Genomic DNA, 16,414 nt, shown 5'->3' with positions numbered 1-16,414 from the left:
TGGATGCCGATCACCCCGAAAACGGGGTCCTTATTCCATGCCGAAACACAGCTTGCGGCGCGTCGCCCTTCTGGCCTGCGGTCAGCGTGAACCGCACCGGGCATCCCAGGCCTCGGACGGCCAGATGTATCTTGGTGCTCAGGCCGCCGCGCGAGCGGCCGAGCGCTTGATCTTCAGACCCCCTTTTTTCGCTCCGGCGGCGTGCTGATGCGCCCGGACGATGGTGGAGTCGACGATCAGATATTCGAAGTCCGGATCGTCCGACATCGCCTCGAAAATCCGTGCCCAAACTCCCTTGATGCTCCACCGGCTAAAGCGTCGGAACACGCTGTTCCAGTCGCCGAACGCCTCCGGAAGGTCACGCCAGGGCGAGCCTGTGCGCACGATCCAAAGTACGCCCTCCACAAACATCCGGTTGTCGCGTCCCGTTGAGCCCTTCTGGTCAGGCCGGCCGATGATCAGCGGCGCCATCCGCTCCCACGCCGCATCGCTCAAAACCAACCGCTCCATCACACCCAAGACTGCCTCCCAAAAGCAGCTTTGAATCTGATTTGCTCCTAAAAGGGAATCCCTCGAGTCCACACGACCTAGCGCTACATCTTCGGCCGGACTCTAACTCCATCTGGAGGAAATGCGCAGCGGCAAATCACTATCCACCCGGAGGCACGTGTCTGGGCTACCTACCGAGCCCCTGCAGCACCAGCCGGTTCAGCCTTGCTGCAAAGGCCGCCGCGTGCTCCGGCAATTCGCCGTCCAGGATCTGCGCCTGTTCGAGCAGAAGCAGGCTGAGGTCGTCGACGGCCTTGGAGCCGGCCTCTGCCCTGGTAATCGCTGCCACCATCGGATGGCGCAGGTTGATCTCGAGGATCGGCTTGGTGCGCATGCCGCGGTTCTGCTGCGACAGAATGCGCTCCAGCTCGCGACTCGGGCCGTCAGTGCCTGCGACGAGGCAGGAGGCGGAGCTCGTGAGGCGCGTGGAAGCCTTGACGTCGCTGACGCGCTCGCCGAGCGCGGCCTTGATCAAGGCGATGGTGGCCGCTTCATCGGCGGCCGGCTCGTCCTGCTTCGCTTCGTCGACCTCGTCAGTGCGCGGAATCAGGTCGAGGTTGAGATCGCCCTGGCTCAAGGACCTCAGCGGCTTGCCCTCGAACTCCGACGGCATCGAGGTCCAGAACGCGTCGACGGGATCGGACAGCAACAGCACCTCGATGCCGCGCGCGGTGGCGGCCTCCAGCCGCGGATTGGATTTCAGTCGCTCGATGCTGTCACCGACGAGATAATAGATCTCGGTCTGGTTCGGCTTGAAATCGGCGATAATCTGCTTGAGCGAGCGCTTCTCGCCTGAGGTGGTGGTGAAGCGCGACAGCGCCAGCAGCTTTTCGCGACGCTCGAAATCCTCGTAGATGCCTTCTTTCAGCACCGCGCCAAAAGCATCCCAGATCTTGGCAAAATTCTCCGGGTCCTTCTCGTTGAGGCTTTCGAGCTCGGACACGACGCGGGTCGCCACGGCTTTGCGGATCTGCGCGAGCTGCGGATTGTTCTGGAGCATCTCGCGGGAGATGTTGAGCGGGAGATCCTCGCTGTCGACGACGCCCCGGATGAAGCGGAGGTAACCCGGCAGCAGATCGGCATCATCGGTGATGAAGACGCGGCGGACGTAGAGTTTGACGCGGCCCTTGCGATTCGGCTCGAACAGGTCGAACGGCTTCGTCGACGGTGCGAACAGCAGCACGGCGTAGGAGTGGCGGCCCTCGGCGCGGTAGTGCAGCGTGATCGCGGGATCGCCGAAGGCGGAAGCGATCTGCTGATAGGCCTTTTTGTAGTCGTCTGCCGTCAGCTCGGATTTCGAGCGCTGCCACAGCGCGCTTGCCGAATTGATCTGGCGCGGCTCGCCCTCACCGGGCACGAGCTCAATGGGAAACAGGATGTTGTCGGAATAGGCACCGACGATGCGCTCGATCTCGTAGGTCTCGAGATACTTCTTCGCGTCGTCCTTCAGGTGCAGGACGATCTCGGTGCCGCGCGCCACGCGCGCTGCGTCCTCGTCGCTGGCGCGGGCGATCTCGAATCCGGAGCCGCCGGAGGACGTCCAGGTCCAGACGTCACTCTCGCCGGCGCGGCGGCTGATCACGACGATCTTCTCGGCGACCATGAAGGCAGAATAGAAGCCAACACCGAACTGACCGATCAGGCCTAGGCCGTCCTTGGCCTCCTTCAGCTTCGACACGAACGCCTTGGTGCCGGAGCGGGCAATGGTGCCGAGATGGTCGACCAGCTCCTGCCGCTCCATGCCGACGCCGTTGTCGGCGATCGTCAGCGTATTCGCCGGCTTATTCGGAATGATACGGACCTTCAGCGCCTCGCCCTCGCCAAGTAATGAAGGGATCGCGATAGCCTCATAGCGGAGCCTGTCGCAGGCATCCGACGCGTTCGAAAGAAGCTCGCGCAGGAAGATGTCGGTCTCCGAATAGACGGAGTGCACCATTAGGTGCAACAGCTCGGACACCTCGGCTTGAAAGGGCTGCGTATGCACAGCCGTATCTGACGTCGTCATGCATTCACCGGATCACAATTGGGTAAGGGGAACCCGGATATAGCGCAGAAATACGATGGATCAAGAGTCGTGATGGGACTGTTGACCTTTCCCGCCTGTGGCTGGAGGTCGGCCGAGGCCCACTGAAGGGCGCAAGCGGGAGGCTCCGCGCGACCACAACGAGCCGTCGACCACAGAAGTTCCGCCGCGGCCCCTGAGGAAATGTCCCTGAAAGTCCGTGGTCCCCGTTCCCGCGACCGAGTGCTTCGGAATAACCGTCGCCTGCGAAGCTATGAGGCGTGGCGACCATGAGGCCATCGCCACGAACGCACGATCCGCAATCGATACGCTGTCCTATCCGCGCCGTCACCGAGCTGACGATTCTGGCAACCGACCATCCCGGGCTGTTGTCGATCATCGCCGGCGCCTGCGCTTCGGCCGGCGCCAACATCGTCGAAGCGCAGATCTACACCACGACCGACGGCCGCGCGCTCGACACCATCTCGATCTCGCGCGAATACGATCGCGACGATGACGAAGGCCGCCGCGCGACGCGGATCGGCGAGATGATCGAGCAGGTGCTGGAAGGCAAGCTGCGGCTGCCCGAGGCGGTTGCGAAGCGCGCGGTGCGCAGCAAGGCGCGGCCGTTCATCGTCGAGCCCGACGTGACCATCAGTAACCAGTGGTCCGACCGCTACACCGTGATGGAGGTCTCCGGCCTCGACCGCCCCGACCTGCTCTATCAGCTCACCACCGCGATCTCGAAGCTCAACCTCAACATCGCCTCGGCCCATGTCGCGACCTTCGGCGAACGCGCCCGCGACGTGTTCTATGTCACCGACCTGCTCGGCGCCCAGATCACGGCGCCGACCCGGCAGGCCGCGATCAAGAGCGCGCTGCTGCATCTGCCCGCGAGCGAGGACCAGGCCGCGAAGCCGGCGGCGTAGGTTAAAGCGGAGCATGCAAGACCCGTCATCCTGAGGAGGCCGCACGGCGGTCGTCTCGAAGGATCGATGGCCAGGCTCGCGCCGCGTGAGAACCCAACCCGCGGACATATCCGGGCCGTGCATCCTTCGAGACGCGCGCAAGAGCGCGCTCCTCCAGCGACAAAGGCGGAGCCTTTGCGCGGGGATGACGGTGAGAGACTGCATGACGGTGAGAGACTGCGCCGCCACTCAGGCTTGTCGCCGCTCGTCGTCAGCCGAACAACCGCATCAGCAGGGCCTTGCCGACCGGCGCGGCGCGCACGCCGCTGAAGGCGCGGACATATTCGCCGGCATAGAAGGCGCGCACGACGTTGACCCGGGTCGCGACCGCATCCTCGAAGCGGACGCCGAAGCCGTCGCGGGTGCGGCGGACCACGGTCGCGGTCACGCTCTGGCCGTAGACATTGCATTTGATCGCGGCGCCGATTGCGGGCGGCGCAGGATCGATGAAGCGCGCGCCCGAGATCGAGATGTCGGCCATCCGCACCAGCCGTGGCTCGGCGCCTTCGTGGATCAGGATCGGCTCGTCGCGCTCGAAACGCTCGGCCTTGCGGCGCCGCGGCTGCTCGATGCAGATGAAGCACACGATCGCGAGCACAACGCAATTGTGCAGGCTCCAGGCCAGCGCCAGCCCGCCATAGGCGATGTTTTCGCCTCGCAGGTGCAGGATGAAGGCGTAGGCGATCCCCACCAGCGTGATCAGCAAGGCACCGCCATAGAGCCGCAGCAGCGGCCACTCGATGAAGCGGAGGTTGCGGTCGCCGCCCTTGGCGGTCACCTTGAATTTGTGGCCCTGCGGCTTGGCGAGGCCGGTCACGACCGCCTTCAGGACCGCCGGCGCCGCGATGTATTGCGAGACGTCGGTCATGATCGCAAGCGAGCGGCCACGCGATATCCAGGCCATCGTGAAGGCGTGCCAGACATAGAACGGCATGAAATATTTCAGCAGCTCGAACAGATCGGCATGGACCGCCTTGATCCCGAACAGCAGATAGAGCCAGGGCACCACCAGGCCGAACACCTTGGTGCCGTAGACCGCCGACCAGCTCATGAAGGCATCGATCAGCGACAGCCGGTCGATGAAGGCGAGCCTGGATTGCCGCGAGAACGGCCCGCTGCGGCCTCTGAAGATCTGCATGAAGCCGAGGCACCACCTCCCGCGCTGGGTGATGTATTCCTTCAGTCCCTCCGGCGCGAGGCCGATGGTCAGGCGCTCGTTGAGATAGACCGTGCGCAGCCCCTTCTCCTTCAGCCGCAGCGTGACGAGATAGTCTTCCGTCACCGAATCGGTCGGGAAGCCGCCGATCTGCATCAGGCCGGAGAAGCGGATCAGCGATGAGGTGCCGCAGCAGATGCGGTGCCCCACGCATCCTTGGCCGGCATCAGGATATCGAAGAAGAAGCGCTGCTCGTCGGGCCAGACGTCGGTCGCGGCGAGGTTGGTCTGGATCGGATCCGGATTGATGAAGTGCTGCGGCGTCTGCACGACGCCGACGCTGCCGTCCTGCATCAGGCTGATCGCCCGGGTCAGGAAGTCCGGCATCGGGACGAAGTCGGCATCGAGGATCGAGATGAACTCCGGCCTCTCCGGCAGGGTGGATACGTGCCGGAGCGCATGATTGATGTTGCCGGCCTTGGCGTGGCGGTTGTCCGGACGGGTCAGATAGTTGCAGCCGAGCTCCTGGGCGAGCCGGCGCAGCCAGAGCCGCCGCCCATCGTCGAGCACCCAGACGCGGTAATTGGGATAGTTCAGTCCCGTCGCGCCGATGATGGTGCGTTCCAGGATCGCCTTCTCCTCATTGTAGGTGCAGATGAAGACGTCGACGAGCGGCCCATCTGTCGACGCCCTGGATCGGCGAAGGATCGCATTGACCTCGGGCGAGCGGTCGATGGTCCTGGAGAGGAACAGCAATGACAGGCACACCGCGATCATCGAGGCCGCCTCGGCCACCACAAAGGGAAAGCCGACCAGCGCGTCGGCGGTGAGGCCCGGAGGCGGCAAGGTCTGGGTCACCCGCCAGACGAAGTAGTGGAGCAGCAGCACGAACGACACGCCGGTCATCATGACGCGGGCCAGCGTGTGCTCGCGCCGGAGCAGCGGCAGGATCGCAAGGCAGGCGCCAAAGGCGACCAGCCCGGGCGCAAAGGCCGCCATCATGACTTTGCCGCGTCCCCGTTGAACACTACCCGCCCGGTGCGGCCGACCGCGCATTCCTTGCCCGTGCTGTCGAGCGCCGGCATCGAGACCGTCACACGATACGGTTCTTTGTTCAACGCATCCGGATTGATCGCAAGGTTCGCGGGCGCGCCCGATGCGCCGGTGAGATTGACGATCTCACCATGGATCGCCGCACTGCCGTCATTCGGCTCGAAGCTCGCCTGCTCGCCGAGCCGGAGGCGGTTGTAGACGCCTTCGGTGACGTTGGCGGTGACCACGGCGCCGCTGCAATCGAGCAGCTTGAGCAAGGGCTGCCCGGCCCGGACATCCTCGCCCGGCGACGTCATCATCTCCCAGATACGCCCGGCGACCGGCGCCTTGATGTCGGCTTCCGCCCGGTTGACGTAATGCAGCTGCTCGACGGCGATCTCGTGGGTCAGCCAGTCGATCTCGGCATCGGCATGTGCCAGATCGGCGCGCAGATCGCTGGCGCGCTGTCGCATCTCCTCTTCGCGTTGAGCGGAGCTCGGCCGGTCGTTGTAGCTGTCGCCGAGATAGGTGCCGCTCCTGACAGCGGTGAGCTCAACCTTGGCGGCATCGAGCCGGCGGCGGGCACCGATCTCGGTCTGCTGGGCGATCGCCTGCTCGCGCGTCAGGCGGGCCATTTCGACCGTCGAGACGGTGCCCGATTTGATCAGTGAAGAGGCCCGCTCGACGGCGGCCACGGCCTCCTCCCGTCGCGCGGCCGCGGCCTCGATCGCCGACTGGATTTCGGCGATGCGCGCCTCGAGCTGAAGGATGCGGCCATCGCGGAACTGGCCCGCCTGGCGGGCGAGGTCCTGTTGCGCGGTCTCGGCGGCCGCGAGCTTGGCGGCCAGGCTCGGGCGCTCGTTCTCCAGCCGCGACATCTGCCGCCGGAGGTCATCGAGCCGTACGCGATCGCCGCGCGCGTTGACGACATGAAGAATCGCGTCGCCCTCGTGAACCACGCTGAGTTGCGCGGAGCCCTGCGGCTTCGCACTCACGGTGCCGTCGATCGGGGACCGCAAGGTCACGATCCTGGCGTTGACCACGGCCTCCACGCTCGAGGTCTGCAGCACCGCCTTCAGCGGCAGCCATCCGAAGACGGCGACGATGGCAAGGCCGATGCCGACCTTGAGCAGGCGGCGAACCCATCGGCTGGAGCCTCGGGGCGTTTCGGGATGGGGAGCGCTATCGCTGACCGGCTCGTCGTGCGCCGGCTGCAACCGATCCTGCAAATCGCGCCGCAACCCTCGTGCGCCCGATTCCTCGTCCTTGCTGACGGACGTATGATCTTCGGGAACGGGCTTCTGCTGTTCCTGATTCATGATGACCGGCCCCTGAACTGTCAGTGCGCGCGGGGGTCAGAAACCGTAATCCTGAACGGCCAATGTGCTTTTGGGGTGCCCCTTCGACATGGGCGCACCGTCCCACCGAACGGGGCTGTTATACGCTGGCCGATTGATGGCCACTGATGCTATCTCGGGTTTCTGAGGCCCAAGCCTACGGTTGCATACAACCTAGGCGTTTGCAACAGCCATTTTCTACTCAGGGCGAGAGCTGGCCCCGGTTGTTTGGACAGCGCCCCGCTGGATTTAAGTGGATTCCTGCCGGGTTATGCTGAACGCGGGGCTTTACGGTTTTGTCGTTGCGTCGGGAGGGCGTAGCCCGACCAGAGCGACGACAAAACCGTCGGCGACGGTCATGCGGCCATCACCATAGCTTGCGTGCCGAAGTAAGCCTCGTCGGGCGTGCGCCCGTCAAGGCTCGAGTGAGGGCGTCCCTGATTGTAGAAGGCCAGATACTTGGCAATTGACGCTCGCGCCTCGGACACGCTGTCGTAGGCGCGGAGATATACTTCTTCGTATTTGACCGTGCGCCAGAGCCGCTCGACAAACACGTTGTCGCGCCAGGCGCCCTTGCCGTCCATGCTGATGGCGATCTTCGCGTCCAGCAGCACATCGGTGAACTCGAGGCTGGTGAACTGGCTGCCCTGATCCGTGTTGAAAATCTCGGGCCTGCCGTGCTTCGCCAACGCCTCCTGGACCGCTTCGACGCAGAAGGCCGCCTCCATTGTGATCGAGACGCGATGGGCCAGGACCCGTCGGCTGAACACATCGACGACCGCCGCGAGATAGACGAAGCCACGCCGCATCGGAATGTAGGTGATGTCCATTGCCCACGCATGGTCGGGCCGCTCGATCTTCAATCCGCGCAACAGGTACGGGTAGATCTTGTGACCCGGAGCCGGCTTGCTCGTGTTCGGGCGACGATAGACCGCCTCGATCCCCATGCGCTTCATCAGCGTCGCGATGTGGCGGCGACCGGCGTATACGCCCTCCCGCCGCAGCAACGATCGCAGCATACGCGCTCCCGCGAAGGGATAATCGAGATGCAGCTCATCGAGCCGACGCATCAAGGCAAGGTCCTCGGCCGAAACTGGCCGAGGTTCATAGTAGACCGTGCTGCGAGCCAGCTTCAGGACCTTCGCCTGGCGCACGATAGAAAGATCATGATCGCGGTCGATCATCGCTTTGCGCTCAGCAGGCCCGCCTTGGTGAGCGCGCCGGACAAAAAATCGTTTTCCAACGCCAGCTCGCCGATCTTGGCATGTAACGCCTTCAAATCGACCGGCGTCTCGGCCGATGTCTTGTCATGCCCAAACACGCCGGCGGCGCCTTCCAGGAGCTGGTTTTTCCAGATCGTGATCTGGTTCGGATGAACATCAAACGCGCCAGCTCCGCCAGTGTCTTGTCGCCTTTGACCGCAGCCAAAGCAACCTTCGCCTTGAATGCCGGAGAATGCGTCCGGCGGCTCTTCTTCGTCATCTTCGCTCCTGATTCGCAGCAAGAATCCTCGCCGCTGTCAGGCAGAAAATCCACTCAAGCTACTGTCCGAATTTGCGGGGCCAGCTCTGCGCGACGAAACCGCGCGCGCTCGTAAAGCGGTTGCAAGGCTCGACGCTGACGGAAGACACGTTGCTCATAAGGAATGGCCCGTGCTCCCTTGGGTTTTCGTGCCCACGGCTGCGCTCGGCCGCTCGGCTTTATCAAACCCGAATTGCTCAAGCTCCTGCCGAAAGCGCGGACAACGAACCTGCAAGCCGTGCTTGCCGTGGCCTACTGCACTTACGATTGTGAATCGACGCCGAACATTGACCCCGCATGCGCGAAGTCAATCAAGCACTTGGGACGCCGACCGGCGTCCGGACCCCACACGATGACGTAATTGCGGTCGGCCCTCGAGGCGAGGGAGGGGTTATGATGCAATATGTTGGGCTTGACGTGTCGCAAAAGGAGACCTCGGTGTGCGTGGTCAACGAAGCTGGACAATCCTTATTTGAGGGAAAGGTCAAGTCCGATCCGGGGGCGCTCAACGCGCTGCTTCGCGAGCGAGCCCCGCATGCGGCGCGCATCGGGTTTGAGACCGGGGCAATGGCAAGCTGGCTATGGCATGAACTTCGTAGGGTCGATCTTCCGGTGGTCTGCATAGACGCTCGTCATGCGCACGCGGCTTTGTCAGTGCGCATGAACAAGAGCGATCCGAATGACGCTAGAGGCCTGGCCGAACTGGTGCGCGTCGGTTGGTATCGAGAAGTCAAAGTAAAGAGCGAGGAAAGTCAGAAAGTCCGCGCGATACTCGTCGCGCGATCCCGGCTTGTGACCATTCGCCGGGATATCGAGAATCAAGTCCGCAGCCTGATCAAGGAATATGGGTTACTGTTCCCGCGCGCGATCGGCAAACAGTTCCGCAACCAGGTCAGCGATCTGTTGGGCGAGGATCATCAACTCCTCGGCGTGATCTCGCCACTTTTGTCCATCCATCCGCGATGTGCCGTGCCGGTCGCTCTTACTCTACGCCAGGGCCTTTTAGAGGTCGCCAGCGCACGCACAACGCAGGCCGGTCAGCAGTCCAAGGCTGATCAAGTCTATCAATATCTGACTGGTTCGCGGTTCAAGCAGCGAATCGAAGCCATCGTCGAGCGCTTCAAAGACATGCGGGAGGATATCGATAAAGAACGCAAGTTCATGGCGAAGGCCTGGGCCAAGCGGGAGGCCCAGGTCAGCACCATGATCGAATCGACGGTTGGCATGGTTGGCGATCTTCACGGTATCATGGGGCAAGCGATGCCGGAGATCGAGGCAATCGATGAACCACCTATGTTAGAGGGAAAGGCCGCCTAAGACTGATAAGCTTTCTCTCAAAACCTTATCAGTGGCCCATGCGCGACTGACTTATCGAGCGACTGTGCCACGCTAATAGCTTCAGGGCGGCAGTCGTGATCGAACCGGTCTCCGTCGATAATCTCTGCAAAACGGGAATTTCTGCGGACAGGGCCGGAGACTTTCGGCAATTTTGCTCGGGGGATTGGGGATCCGGAAGCGTGGAGACAAAGTTGAATGCTCGAAAAGCCGGGATTTCCGGCCCATTCTCCGGTCTCTTGGGAAGCCTGGCGGAACGCTGGAATGGCTGGCTGGGGCGGGAGGGATCGAACCTCCGAATGGCGGAATCAAAATCCGCTGCCTTACCGCTTGGCTACGCCCCAACAGGCGACCAGGGAACGGGCGGAAGAACCGGCTACCGCAGATTCCCGCTGGTCGCAGCCGGTCTATAGGGAGCGGCGCGGCATTTCAACCGCCTGGAGGGGCAAAATACCTGAGGTCCAGGACCGGGGCCGGCGCTGGCCGTGCCACCCTTTATTATAGGCCCGGCGGCGGCGCCGTTCCGGGCCGGCGCAGTCCCGGCGTTCGGGCAGTTGAGACCTCCCCCGTTTCATGGGAATACGGCGCCAATACCTGTCCACGGGAGTGAGCCATGACCTACCGCGCGCCGATCTCAGACATGCTGCTGTCGCTCAACCATGGCGCCGGCCTCAAGGCTGCCGTGGAGGCCGGCCATTACGGCGATTTCGACGGCGACATCGTGAGCGCCGTGCTGGAGGAAGCCGGCAAGTTCGCAACCGACGTGCTGGCGCCGCTCAACCAGGTCGGCGACGAGCACGGCATCAAGCTCAGCGATGGCAAGGTCACGACTGCGCCGGGCTGGCCGGACGCCTACAAGCGCTGGACCGAGGGCGGCTGGAACGCGGTCTCCGGCCCCGAGGATTTCGGCGGCCAGGGCCTGCCGATCGCGATCAACGCCGCCTGTACCGAGATCTGGAGCGCCTCCAACGTCGCCTTCGGCCTCTGCCCGCTGCTCACGGCGTCAGCAATGGAGGCGCTGGATGCGCATGGCAGCGACGAGCTGAAAAAGATCTATCTGGAAAAGCTCGTCTCCGGCGAATGGACCGGCACGATGCAGCTGACCGAGTCGCAGGCCGGCTCCGACGTCGGCGCGCTGCGTACCCGCGCCGAGCGGCAGGCCGACGGCACCTATCGCATCAAGGGGACGAAGATATTCATCACCTATGGCGAGCACGACATGACCGACAATATCGTGCATTTCGTGCTGGCGCGCCTGCCCGATGCGCCCGCCGGCACCAAGGGGATCTCGCTGTTCCTCGTGCCGAAGTTCATGGTCAATGCCGACGGCTCGCTCGGCGCGCGCAATGACATCTATGCGTCGGGCGTCGAGCACAAGCTCGGCATGCATGCTTCCCCGACCTGTACCATGACCATGGGCGATCATGGCGGCGCGATCGGCTTCCTCGTCGGCGAAGAGAACCAGGGCATGCGCTGCATGTTCACGATGATGAACCAGGCCCGCCTCGGCGTCGGGCTGGAGGGCGTCGGCGTCGCCGATCGCGCCTACCAGCAGGCGCTGGCCTATGCGCAGGAGCGCAAGCAGGGCCGCGCCATCGGCAAGACGGGCGACGGTTCGGACGCGATCTTCGTGCATCCCGACGTCAAGCGCATGCTGATGCGGATGCGGGCGCAGACCGCGGCCGCACGCACCATCTGCTATGCGACCGCGGTCGCGATCGACGTCTCCACGCGCGCCAAGGATCCGAAGGTCCGCGCGGACGCCGCCGCGCGCGCGGCGCTGCTGACGCCGATGGCCAAGGGCTATTCCACCGATATCGGCAACGAGGTCGCCTATCTCGGCGTGCAGGTGCACGGCGGCATGGGCTTCATCGAGGAGACCGGCGCCGCGCAGCACTATCGCGATGCGCGCATCACCGCGATCTACGAGGGCACCAACGGCATTCAGGCGATCGATCTCGTCACCCGCAAGCTCGCGGCCAATGGCGGCGCTGCGGTGTGGGCGCTGCTCGACGAGCTCTCGGCAACCGTGAAGCAGGTCGAAGCCTCCAACGATCCCGCTTTCGGCACCACAGGTACCAAGCTGCGCGAAGCGCTGGAGGCGCTGACGCGCACCAGCAAGTGGCTGCTGGAGCGCGTGACCTCCGCGCCGAACGAGGCGCTCGCCGGCGCGACGCCGTATCTCCAGCAGTTCGGCTCGACGCTCGGCGGCTGCATGCTGGCCTCCGAGGCGCTCGCCGCCAAGTCCGACGGCAACACCGACGCCGCGCGCTACGTCTCGCTCGCGCGCTTCTTCGCCGAGAACATCACGGTGCAGGCCGGCGCGCTCGAGCGCACGGTGACGGAGAGCGCGGAGTCGGTCGCGGCGGCGGATGCGGTGTTGCTGGGGTAAGGGTGGCTATGAAGCTGCGAGCTTCGCCCTTCTCCCCGGCCGCCACAGCACGATTCCCGCCGCCACGAGATCCAGCATCACACATATCGCAAACGCGATCGTGTAGTTGCCGGTGAAGCTCCGCACGAGGCCGATGATGCCGGGGCCGAAGGCGCTGACGACGCCGCTGATCGACGTGCCCAATCCCATTGCGGCGGCAAAGGCGGCAGCACCGATCTCGCGCTGGATGATCAAGGGCGGGAACGTGATCATGTTGCCGATCGAGAAGCCGTAGACGGCGCAGCAGACGAGCAGCACGGTCGGGTTCGTGCTTTGGAGAAGCACGAACAGCGCCGCCGCCTGGCCCGTCATCGACGCCGCGCAGGCGAGCCGCGGATCGAGCCGGTCGACGAACAGGCCGAGCGACAGGCGGCCGACCACCGCCATCGCCGCCATGATGGTGACCGCAAGGCCTGCGGCATAACGCCCGATCAGCGGCTCGAGGAACGTCACCTGGTGGATGATGAATCCCATCTGCGCCAGCAGCGCGATCGCGATCGGCAGCACCATGGTCCAGAACGCCGCGTTGGCGAGCAGCGTCTTGCGGGAATGGGCCGGCGCGGCCATGCCGGCGGACGAACGGCCGCCCGATGCCGGCGACATCTGCGTCGGCCAGCCGATGAAAATGACGACCACCGGCAGCACCAGCACCACCATCGCCATCGTGGCGGCAAGCATGGCGGACTGGAAGCCGATGCTGCCGGTCAGCGACAACAACAGCGGAACGAGGACGATGCCGCCGCAGGTCGCGCCGTTGAAGGCGAGGCTGAGCGCGAGCCCGCGGCGCCGTTCGAACCAGGCGTTCAGCACGGTGGCGATCACCACGGTGCCCATGCCGGTCCAGCCGACCGACATCAGCGCATAGGCGAGATAAAGCTGCCAGGTCGTCTGCATCAGCGCCAGCAGCACGGTCGACGCGCCGAGCGCCGACAGGCCGCTCAGGATCAGCGCGCGCAGCCCGATGCGGGCGAGCAGATCGTCGGTGAAGATGACGAGCACGGAGGTGAGGAGAAACGAGAAGGTGCTCGCCGCGGAGACCAGCGTGCCCGGCCAGCCATGGGCGCGCTGGAGCTCGGCGAGATAGACGCCCTGGCCATAGAGGCCGAAGCCGAACATGAAGAAGGCCATCAGGAAACAGGCCAGCACGACGCGCCAGCCGCGATAACGCAGCGAGGATTCGTCAACGCCCGTTGCGGCAATCATCAAACGAACAATCGGCCAAAGGAACCGGCATTGGGCAATCGTGCCCTACAACCCCCGGCTTTTCAAATGAAAGATTGTAGCCATTTGTTGCAATGCGCAACTGCATGTGCGAAGCAATACAACCGGCATGATCCGGTGCGGTGCGGTTCCCGATCAGGAAAACGACAGCGCGCCATGTGGCGGACTCACGGGGACGTTCTCGAAAAGGTCGAGCGGGCGGATTGGCACGCCTGCAAGATGATGTAGGCTGAGGCTTGCGAGACTCGCCAAGGCAAGCGTCGCGGCGACCGCAGGGGGCTCTCATGCCGAATGGCAATATCGTCGTCACCGAAGAGCGCGGAACGCGCGTCATCACCCTGCGCCGCCCGAGCAAGAAGAACGCGATCACGCAGGACATGTATCGCGAGATGAGCCGCGCGATCGACACCGCGCAGAACAATCCCGACATCCGCTGCATGATCATCACCGGCGGCTCCGGCGTGTTCACCGCCGGCGACGACATCGACGACTTCTTGCAGGCCGAACCGAATTCCGAGACGCTGTCGGACGGCGCAAAATTTCTCTATTCGCTCGCCCTCAACGTCAAGCCGATCATCGCGGCCGTCGATGGCGCCTCGATCGGCATGGGCACCGTGATGCTGTTTCATTGCGACTATGTGCTCGCCTCGAACGCCGCGACCTTCTCCGCGCCCTATATCCATCTCGGGCTCGTTCCGGTCGGCGCGGCCAGCCTCCTGATGCCGAACACGATGGGCTACCAGCGCGCCTTCGCGATGCTGGTGATGGGGCGGACTTTCACCGCCGCGGAGGCGCACGCGGCAGGCTTCGTCAACACCGTGGTCTCGCCGGGACATACCGAGGTCGAGGCGCGCAAGGTGGCGCGCGATATCTGCCGGCTGCCGGCCGAGGCGGTCGCGGCCTCGCGCAAGCTGCTGCGCGCCGCGCCCGAGGAGCTCACCCGCCGCATCGACCAGGAGGCCCATCTGTTCGGCGAGCGGTTGAAGTCGGACGAGGCGATTGCCGCGTTCAAGGCGTTTGCAAACCGGAAGAAGAGGTAGGGCGGTCTTCCCCTCTCTCCTCGAACTCACATCTAACCTCGCGGAGACAACCCCTCATCCGGCGCTTCGCGCCACCTTCTCCCGCAAGGGGAGAAGGAAGAAAGCTTCGTGAAATCTTCGCGCGGAACGACTAATCTGGCTCCATGCGACATTTTCTCCGCCTGACCGTCCTTACACTCGCTCTCGCCACCCTCCCCGCCTCGGCCCAGACCGCCGCGCCCGTCGAGCTGCGCATTCTCGCGATCAACGATTTCCACGGCAATCTGCGTCCGCCGCCGGGCGGCATCCGGATCGGGGATCCCGAGGACAAGAGCAAGAAGGTGACGGTCGCGGCCGGCGGCGCGGAGTACATGGCGACGCTGGTCAAGCAGCTGCGCGAGGGGCACACAAACACGATCTTCGTTGCCGCCGGCGACCTGATCGGCGCGAGCCCGTTCCTGTCGGCAATGTTTCACGACGAGCCCTCGGTCGAGGCGCTCTCGATGATGGGACTTGCGATCACCTCGGTCGGCAATCACGAGTTCGACGAGGGCAAGACCGAGCTCTTGCGGATGCAGAACGGCGGTTGTCATCCGGTCGATGGCTGCCAGGGGCCGCATCCCTTCATGGGCGCCAAATTCCATTATCTCGCGGCTTCCACGGTCGAGACCGCGACCGGCAAGAGCGTGCTGCCGCCCTACGAGATCAGGGAGTTCGAGGGCATCCCCGTCGCCTTCATCGGCCTGACCTTGAAAGAGACCGCGGGCATCGTCTCGCCCTCAGGCATTGCCGGGCTCGAATTCCGCGACGAGGCCGAGACGGTGAACGCGCTGGTGCCGCAGCTGAAGGCGCGTGGCGTCGAGGCGATCGTGGTGTTGATCCACCAGGGTGGCGAGCCCTCGGGCGACTACAATGAATGCCCTGCCATTACGGGGCCGATCGTCGACATCGTCAAGAAATTCGACCGCGCCGTCGACGTCGTCGTCAGCGGCCACACCCACCGCGCCTATGTCTGCGACATCGACGGGCGGCTCGTCACCAGCGGCGACAAATACGGCACGCTGGTCACCGCGATCGACCTCAAGCTCGATCCCGTAACCCGCGACATCGTCAGCGCCAAAGCCGAGAACGTCATCGTCGCCAATGCCTCGCTGGCGAAGGATCCCGAACAGACCGCGTTGATCGAAGCCTATGACAAGCTGTCGGCACCGATTGCGAATCGCCCGGCCGGATCGGTGACGCAGACACTGTCGCGCGTGCCGAACGAGGCCGGCGAGAGCGCGCTCGGCGACGTCATCGCGGACGCGCAGCTCGCCGCGACGAAGGACGCCAAGGATGGCAGCGCTGTCATCGCGCTCACCAATCCCGGCGGCATCCGCACCGACATTGTTCCGAAGGAGAACGGCGCGGTGTCGTTCGGCGAACTGTTCGCGAGCCAGCCGTTCCGCAATCGCCTCGTTACGATGACGCTCAGGGGCAGCCAGCTCAAGGACATGCTGGAGCAGCAATGGCTCGATCCGAAGCGCCCGCGGATTCTCCAGGTCTCGAACGGATTCAGCTACACCTGGGATGCGACGAAACCGTTCGGCGAGCGAATCAGCCTTGAGAAGATGACGCTCAACGGCAAGCCGATCGAGCCCGGGAGCGGCTACCGCGTCACCGTCAACGATTACCTCGCCGTCGGCGGCGACGGTTTTACGGCCGCCAAACAAGGCACAGCGCAGCAATATGGCGGCTACGATGCGGACGCGCTGTTCGCCTTCTTCAGGGCACACGGACCGATCGGTCCGCTGCCGCCCACGCGCATCCTGCGCGTGAATTGATCCGGATCAAACGGACTTGTC

Annotated in this window: 7 protein-coding genes, 1 tRNA gene and 4 pseudogenes; 5 read left to right on the top strand and 7 right to left on the bottom strand. The window is 64.2% G+C overall.

Translation table 11 applies throughout. The features are described from left to right. Positions 1-49 precede the first annotated feature (49 nt). Together J4G43_RS14685 and htpG are read right to left on the bottom strand one after the other, a co-directional pair. A pseudogene (locus J4G43_RS14685) lies at positions 50-519 on the bottom strand (IS5 family transposase); the annotation flags it as partial. A gap of 157 nt (positions 520-676) precedes the next feature. Further along, positions 677-2,554, bottom strand: coding sequence for a molecular chaperone HtpG (gene htpG, locus J4G43_RS14680; protein WP_208085218.1), 1,878 nt, complete (start codon positions 2,552-2,554; stop codon positions 677-679). A gap of 335 nt (positions 2,555-2,889) precedes the next feature. Here htpG and J4G43_RS14675 point away from each other — a divergent pair. After that, a pseudogene (locus J4G43_RS14675) lies at positions 2,890-3,480 on the top strand (ACT domain-containing protein); the annotation flags it as partial. 250 nt (positions 3,481-3,730) lie between these two features. On the opposite strand, the pseudogene J4G43_RS14670 reads toward J4G43_RS14675, so the two are convergent. From J4G43_RS14670 to J4G43_RS14660, 3 genes and pseudogenes are all read right to left on the bottom strand, one after another. After that, positions 3,731-5,676: pseudogene (locus J4G43_RS14670) on the bottom strand (glycosyltransferase). Next, entirely contained in the window at positions 5,673-7,025 is a 1,353-nt protein-coding gene (locus J4G43_RS14665) for an HlyD family secretion protein (RefSeq protein ID WP_225004896.1), read from the bottom strand. Before J4G43_RS14665 ends, J4G43_RS14670 begins: the two are co-directional and overlap by 4 nt. Before the next feature lie 374 nt (positions 7,026-7,399). After that, a pseudogene (locus tag J4G43_RS14660) lies at positions 7,400-8,525 on the bottom strand (IS3-like element ISRj2 family transposase). A 432-nt stretch (positions 8,526-8,957) separates the two neighbouring features. On the opposite strand from J4G43_RS14660, the gene J4G43_RS14655 reads away from it, so the two are divergent. Next, positions 8,958-9,881 (top strand): DUF2130 domain-containing protein, encoded by a 924-nt coding sequence (locus J4G43_RS14655; RefSeq protein ID WP_225004894.1) that lies wholly within the window; start codon positions 8,958-8,960, stop codon positions 9,879-9,881. Between the two features lie 287 nt (positions 9,882-10,168). Here the strand turns inward: J4G43_RS14655 and J4G43_RS14650 are convergent. Continuing rightward, positions 10,169-10,243: transfer RNA gene (locus J4G43_RS14650), tRNA-Gln, on the bottom strand. A gap of 269 nt (positions 10,244-10,512) precedes the next feature. On the opposite strand from J4G43_RS14650, the gene J4G43_RS14645 reads away from it, so the two are divergent. Further along, positions 10,513-12,291, top strand: a complete 1,779-nt coding sequence (locus J4G43_RS14645) for an acyl-CoA dehydrogenase family protein (RefSeq protein ID WP_208085217.1) — start codon at positions 10,513-10,515, stop codon at positions 12,289-12,291. A gap of 6 nt (positions 12,292-12,297) precedes the next feature. Here the strand turns inward: J4G43_RS14645 and J4G43_RS14640 are convergent, their stop codons facing one another. Continuing rightward, positions 12,298-13,533 carry an MFS transporter gene (locus tag J4G43_RS14640; protein WP_208085216.1) on the bottom strand — a complete coding sequence of 412 codons (1,236 nt, stop codon included), beginning with the start codon at positions 13,531-13,533 and terminating at the stop codon, positions 12,298-12,300. A gap of 302 nt (positions 13,534-13,835) precedes the next feature. Between J4G43_RS14640 and J4G43_RS14635 the strand changes: the two genes are divergently transcribed. Both J4G43_RS14635 and J4G43_RS14630 read left to right on the top strand, forming a co-directional pair. Beyond that, positions 13,836-14,591, top strand: a complete 756-nt coding sequence (locus J4G43_RS14635; protein WP_166088224.1) for an enoyl-CoA hydratase-related protein — start codon at positions 13,836-13,838, stop codon at positions 14,589-14,591. 143 nt (positions 14,592-14,734) lie between these two features. Next, on the top strand, positions 14,735-16,393 hold the full coding sequence (locus tag J4G43_RS14630; RefSeq protein ID WP_208085215.1) for a bifunctional metallophosphatase/5'-nucleotidase: 1,659 nt from the start codon (positions 14,735-14,737) through the stop codon (positions 16,391-16,393). Positions 16,394-16,414 lie beyond the last annotated feature (21 nt).

The sequence above is a fragment of the Bradyrhizobium barranii subsp. barranii genome (assembly GCF_017565645.3).
GTDB lineage: Bacteria > Pseudomonadota > Alphaproteobacteria > Rhizobiales > Xanthobacteraceae > Bradyrhizobium > Bradyrhizobium barranii.
This window is presented reverse-complemented; position numbering and strand designations above follow the sequence as displayed.

Bases quoted from the DNA above. Each gene is read 5' to 3' on its own strand.
- htpG (WP_208085218.1), bottom strand. From the start codon at position 2,554: ATGACGACGTCAGATACGGCTGTGCATACGCAGCCCTTTCAAGCCGAG.
- J4G43_RS14665 (WP_225004896.1), bottom strand. From the start codon at position 7,025: ATGAATCAGGAACAGCAGAAGCCCGTTCCCGAAGATCATACGTCCGTC.
- J4G43_RS14655 (WP_225004894.1), top strand. From the start codon at position 8,958: ATGATGCAATATGTTGGGCTTGACGTGTCGCAAAAGGAGACCTCGGTG.
- J4G43_RS14645 (WP_208085217.1), top strand. From the start codon at position 10,513: ATGACCTACCGCGCGCCGATCTCAGACATGCTGCTGTCGCTCAACCAT.
- J4G43_RS14640 (WP_208085216.1), bottom strand. From the start codon at position 13,533: ATGATTGCCGCAACGGGCGTTGACGAATCCTCGCTGCGTTATCGCGGC.
- J4G43_RS14635 (WP_166088224.1), top strand. From the start codon at position 13,836: ATGCCGAATGGCAATATCGTCGTCACCGAAGAGCGCGGAACGCGCGTC.
- J4G43_RS14630 (WP_208085215.1), top strand. From the start codon at position 14,735: ATGCGACATTTTCTCCGCCTGACCGTCCTTACACTCGCTCTCGCCACC.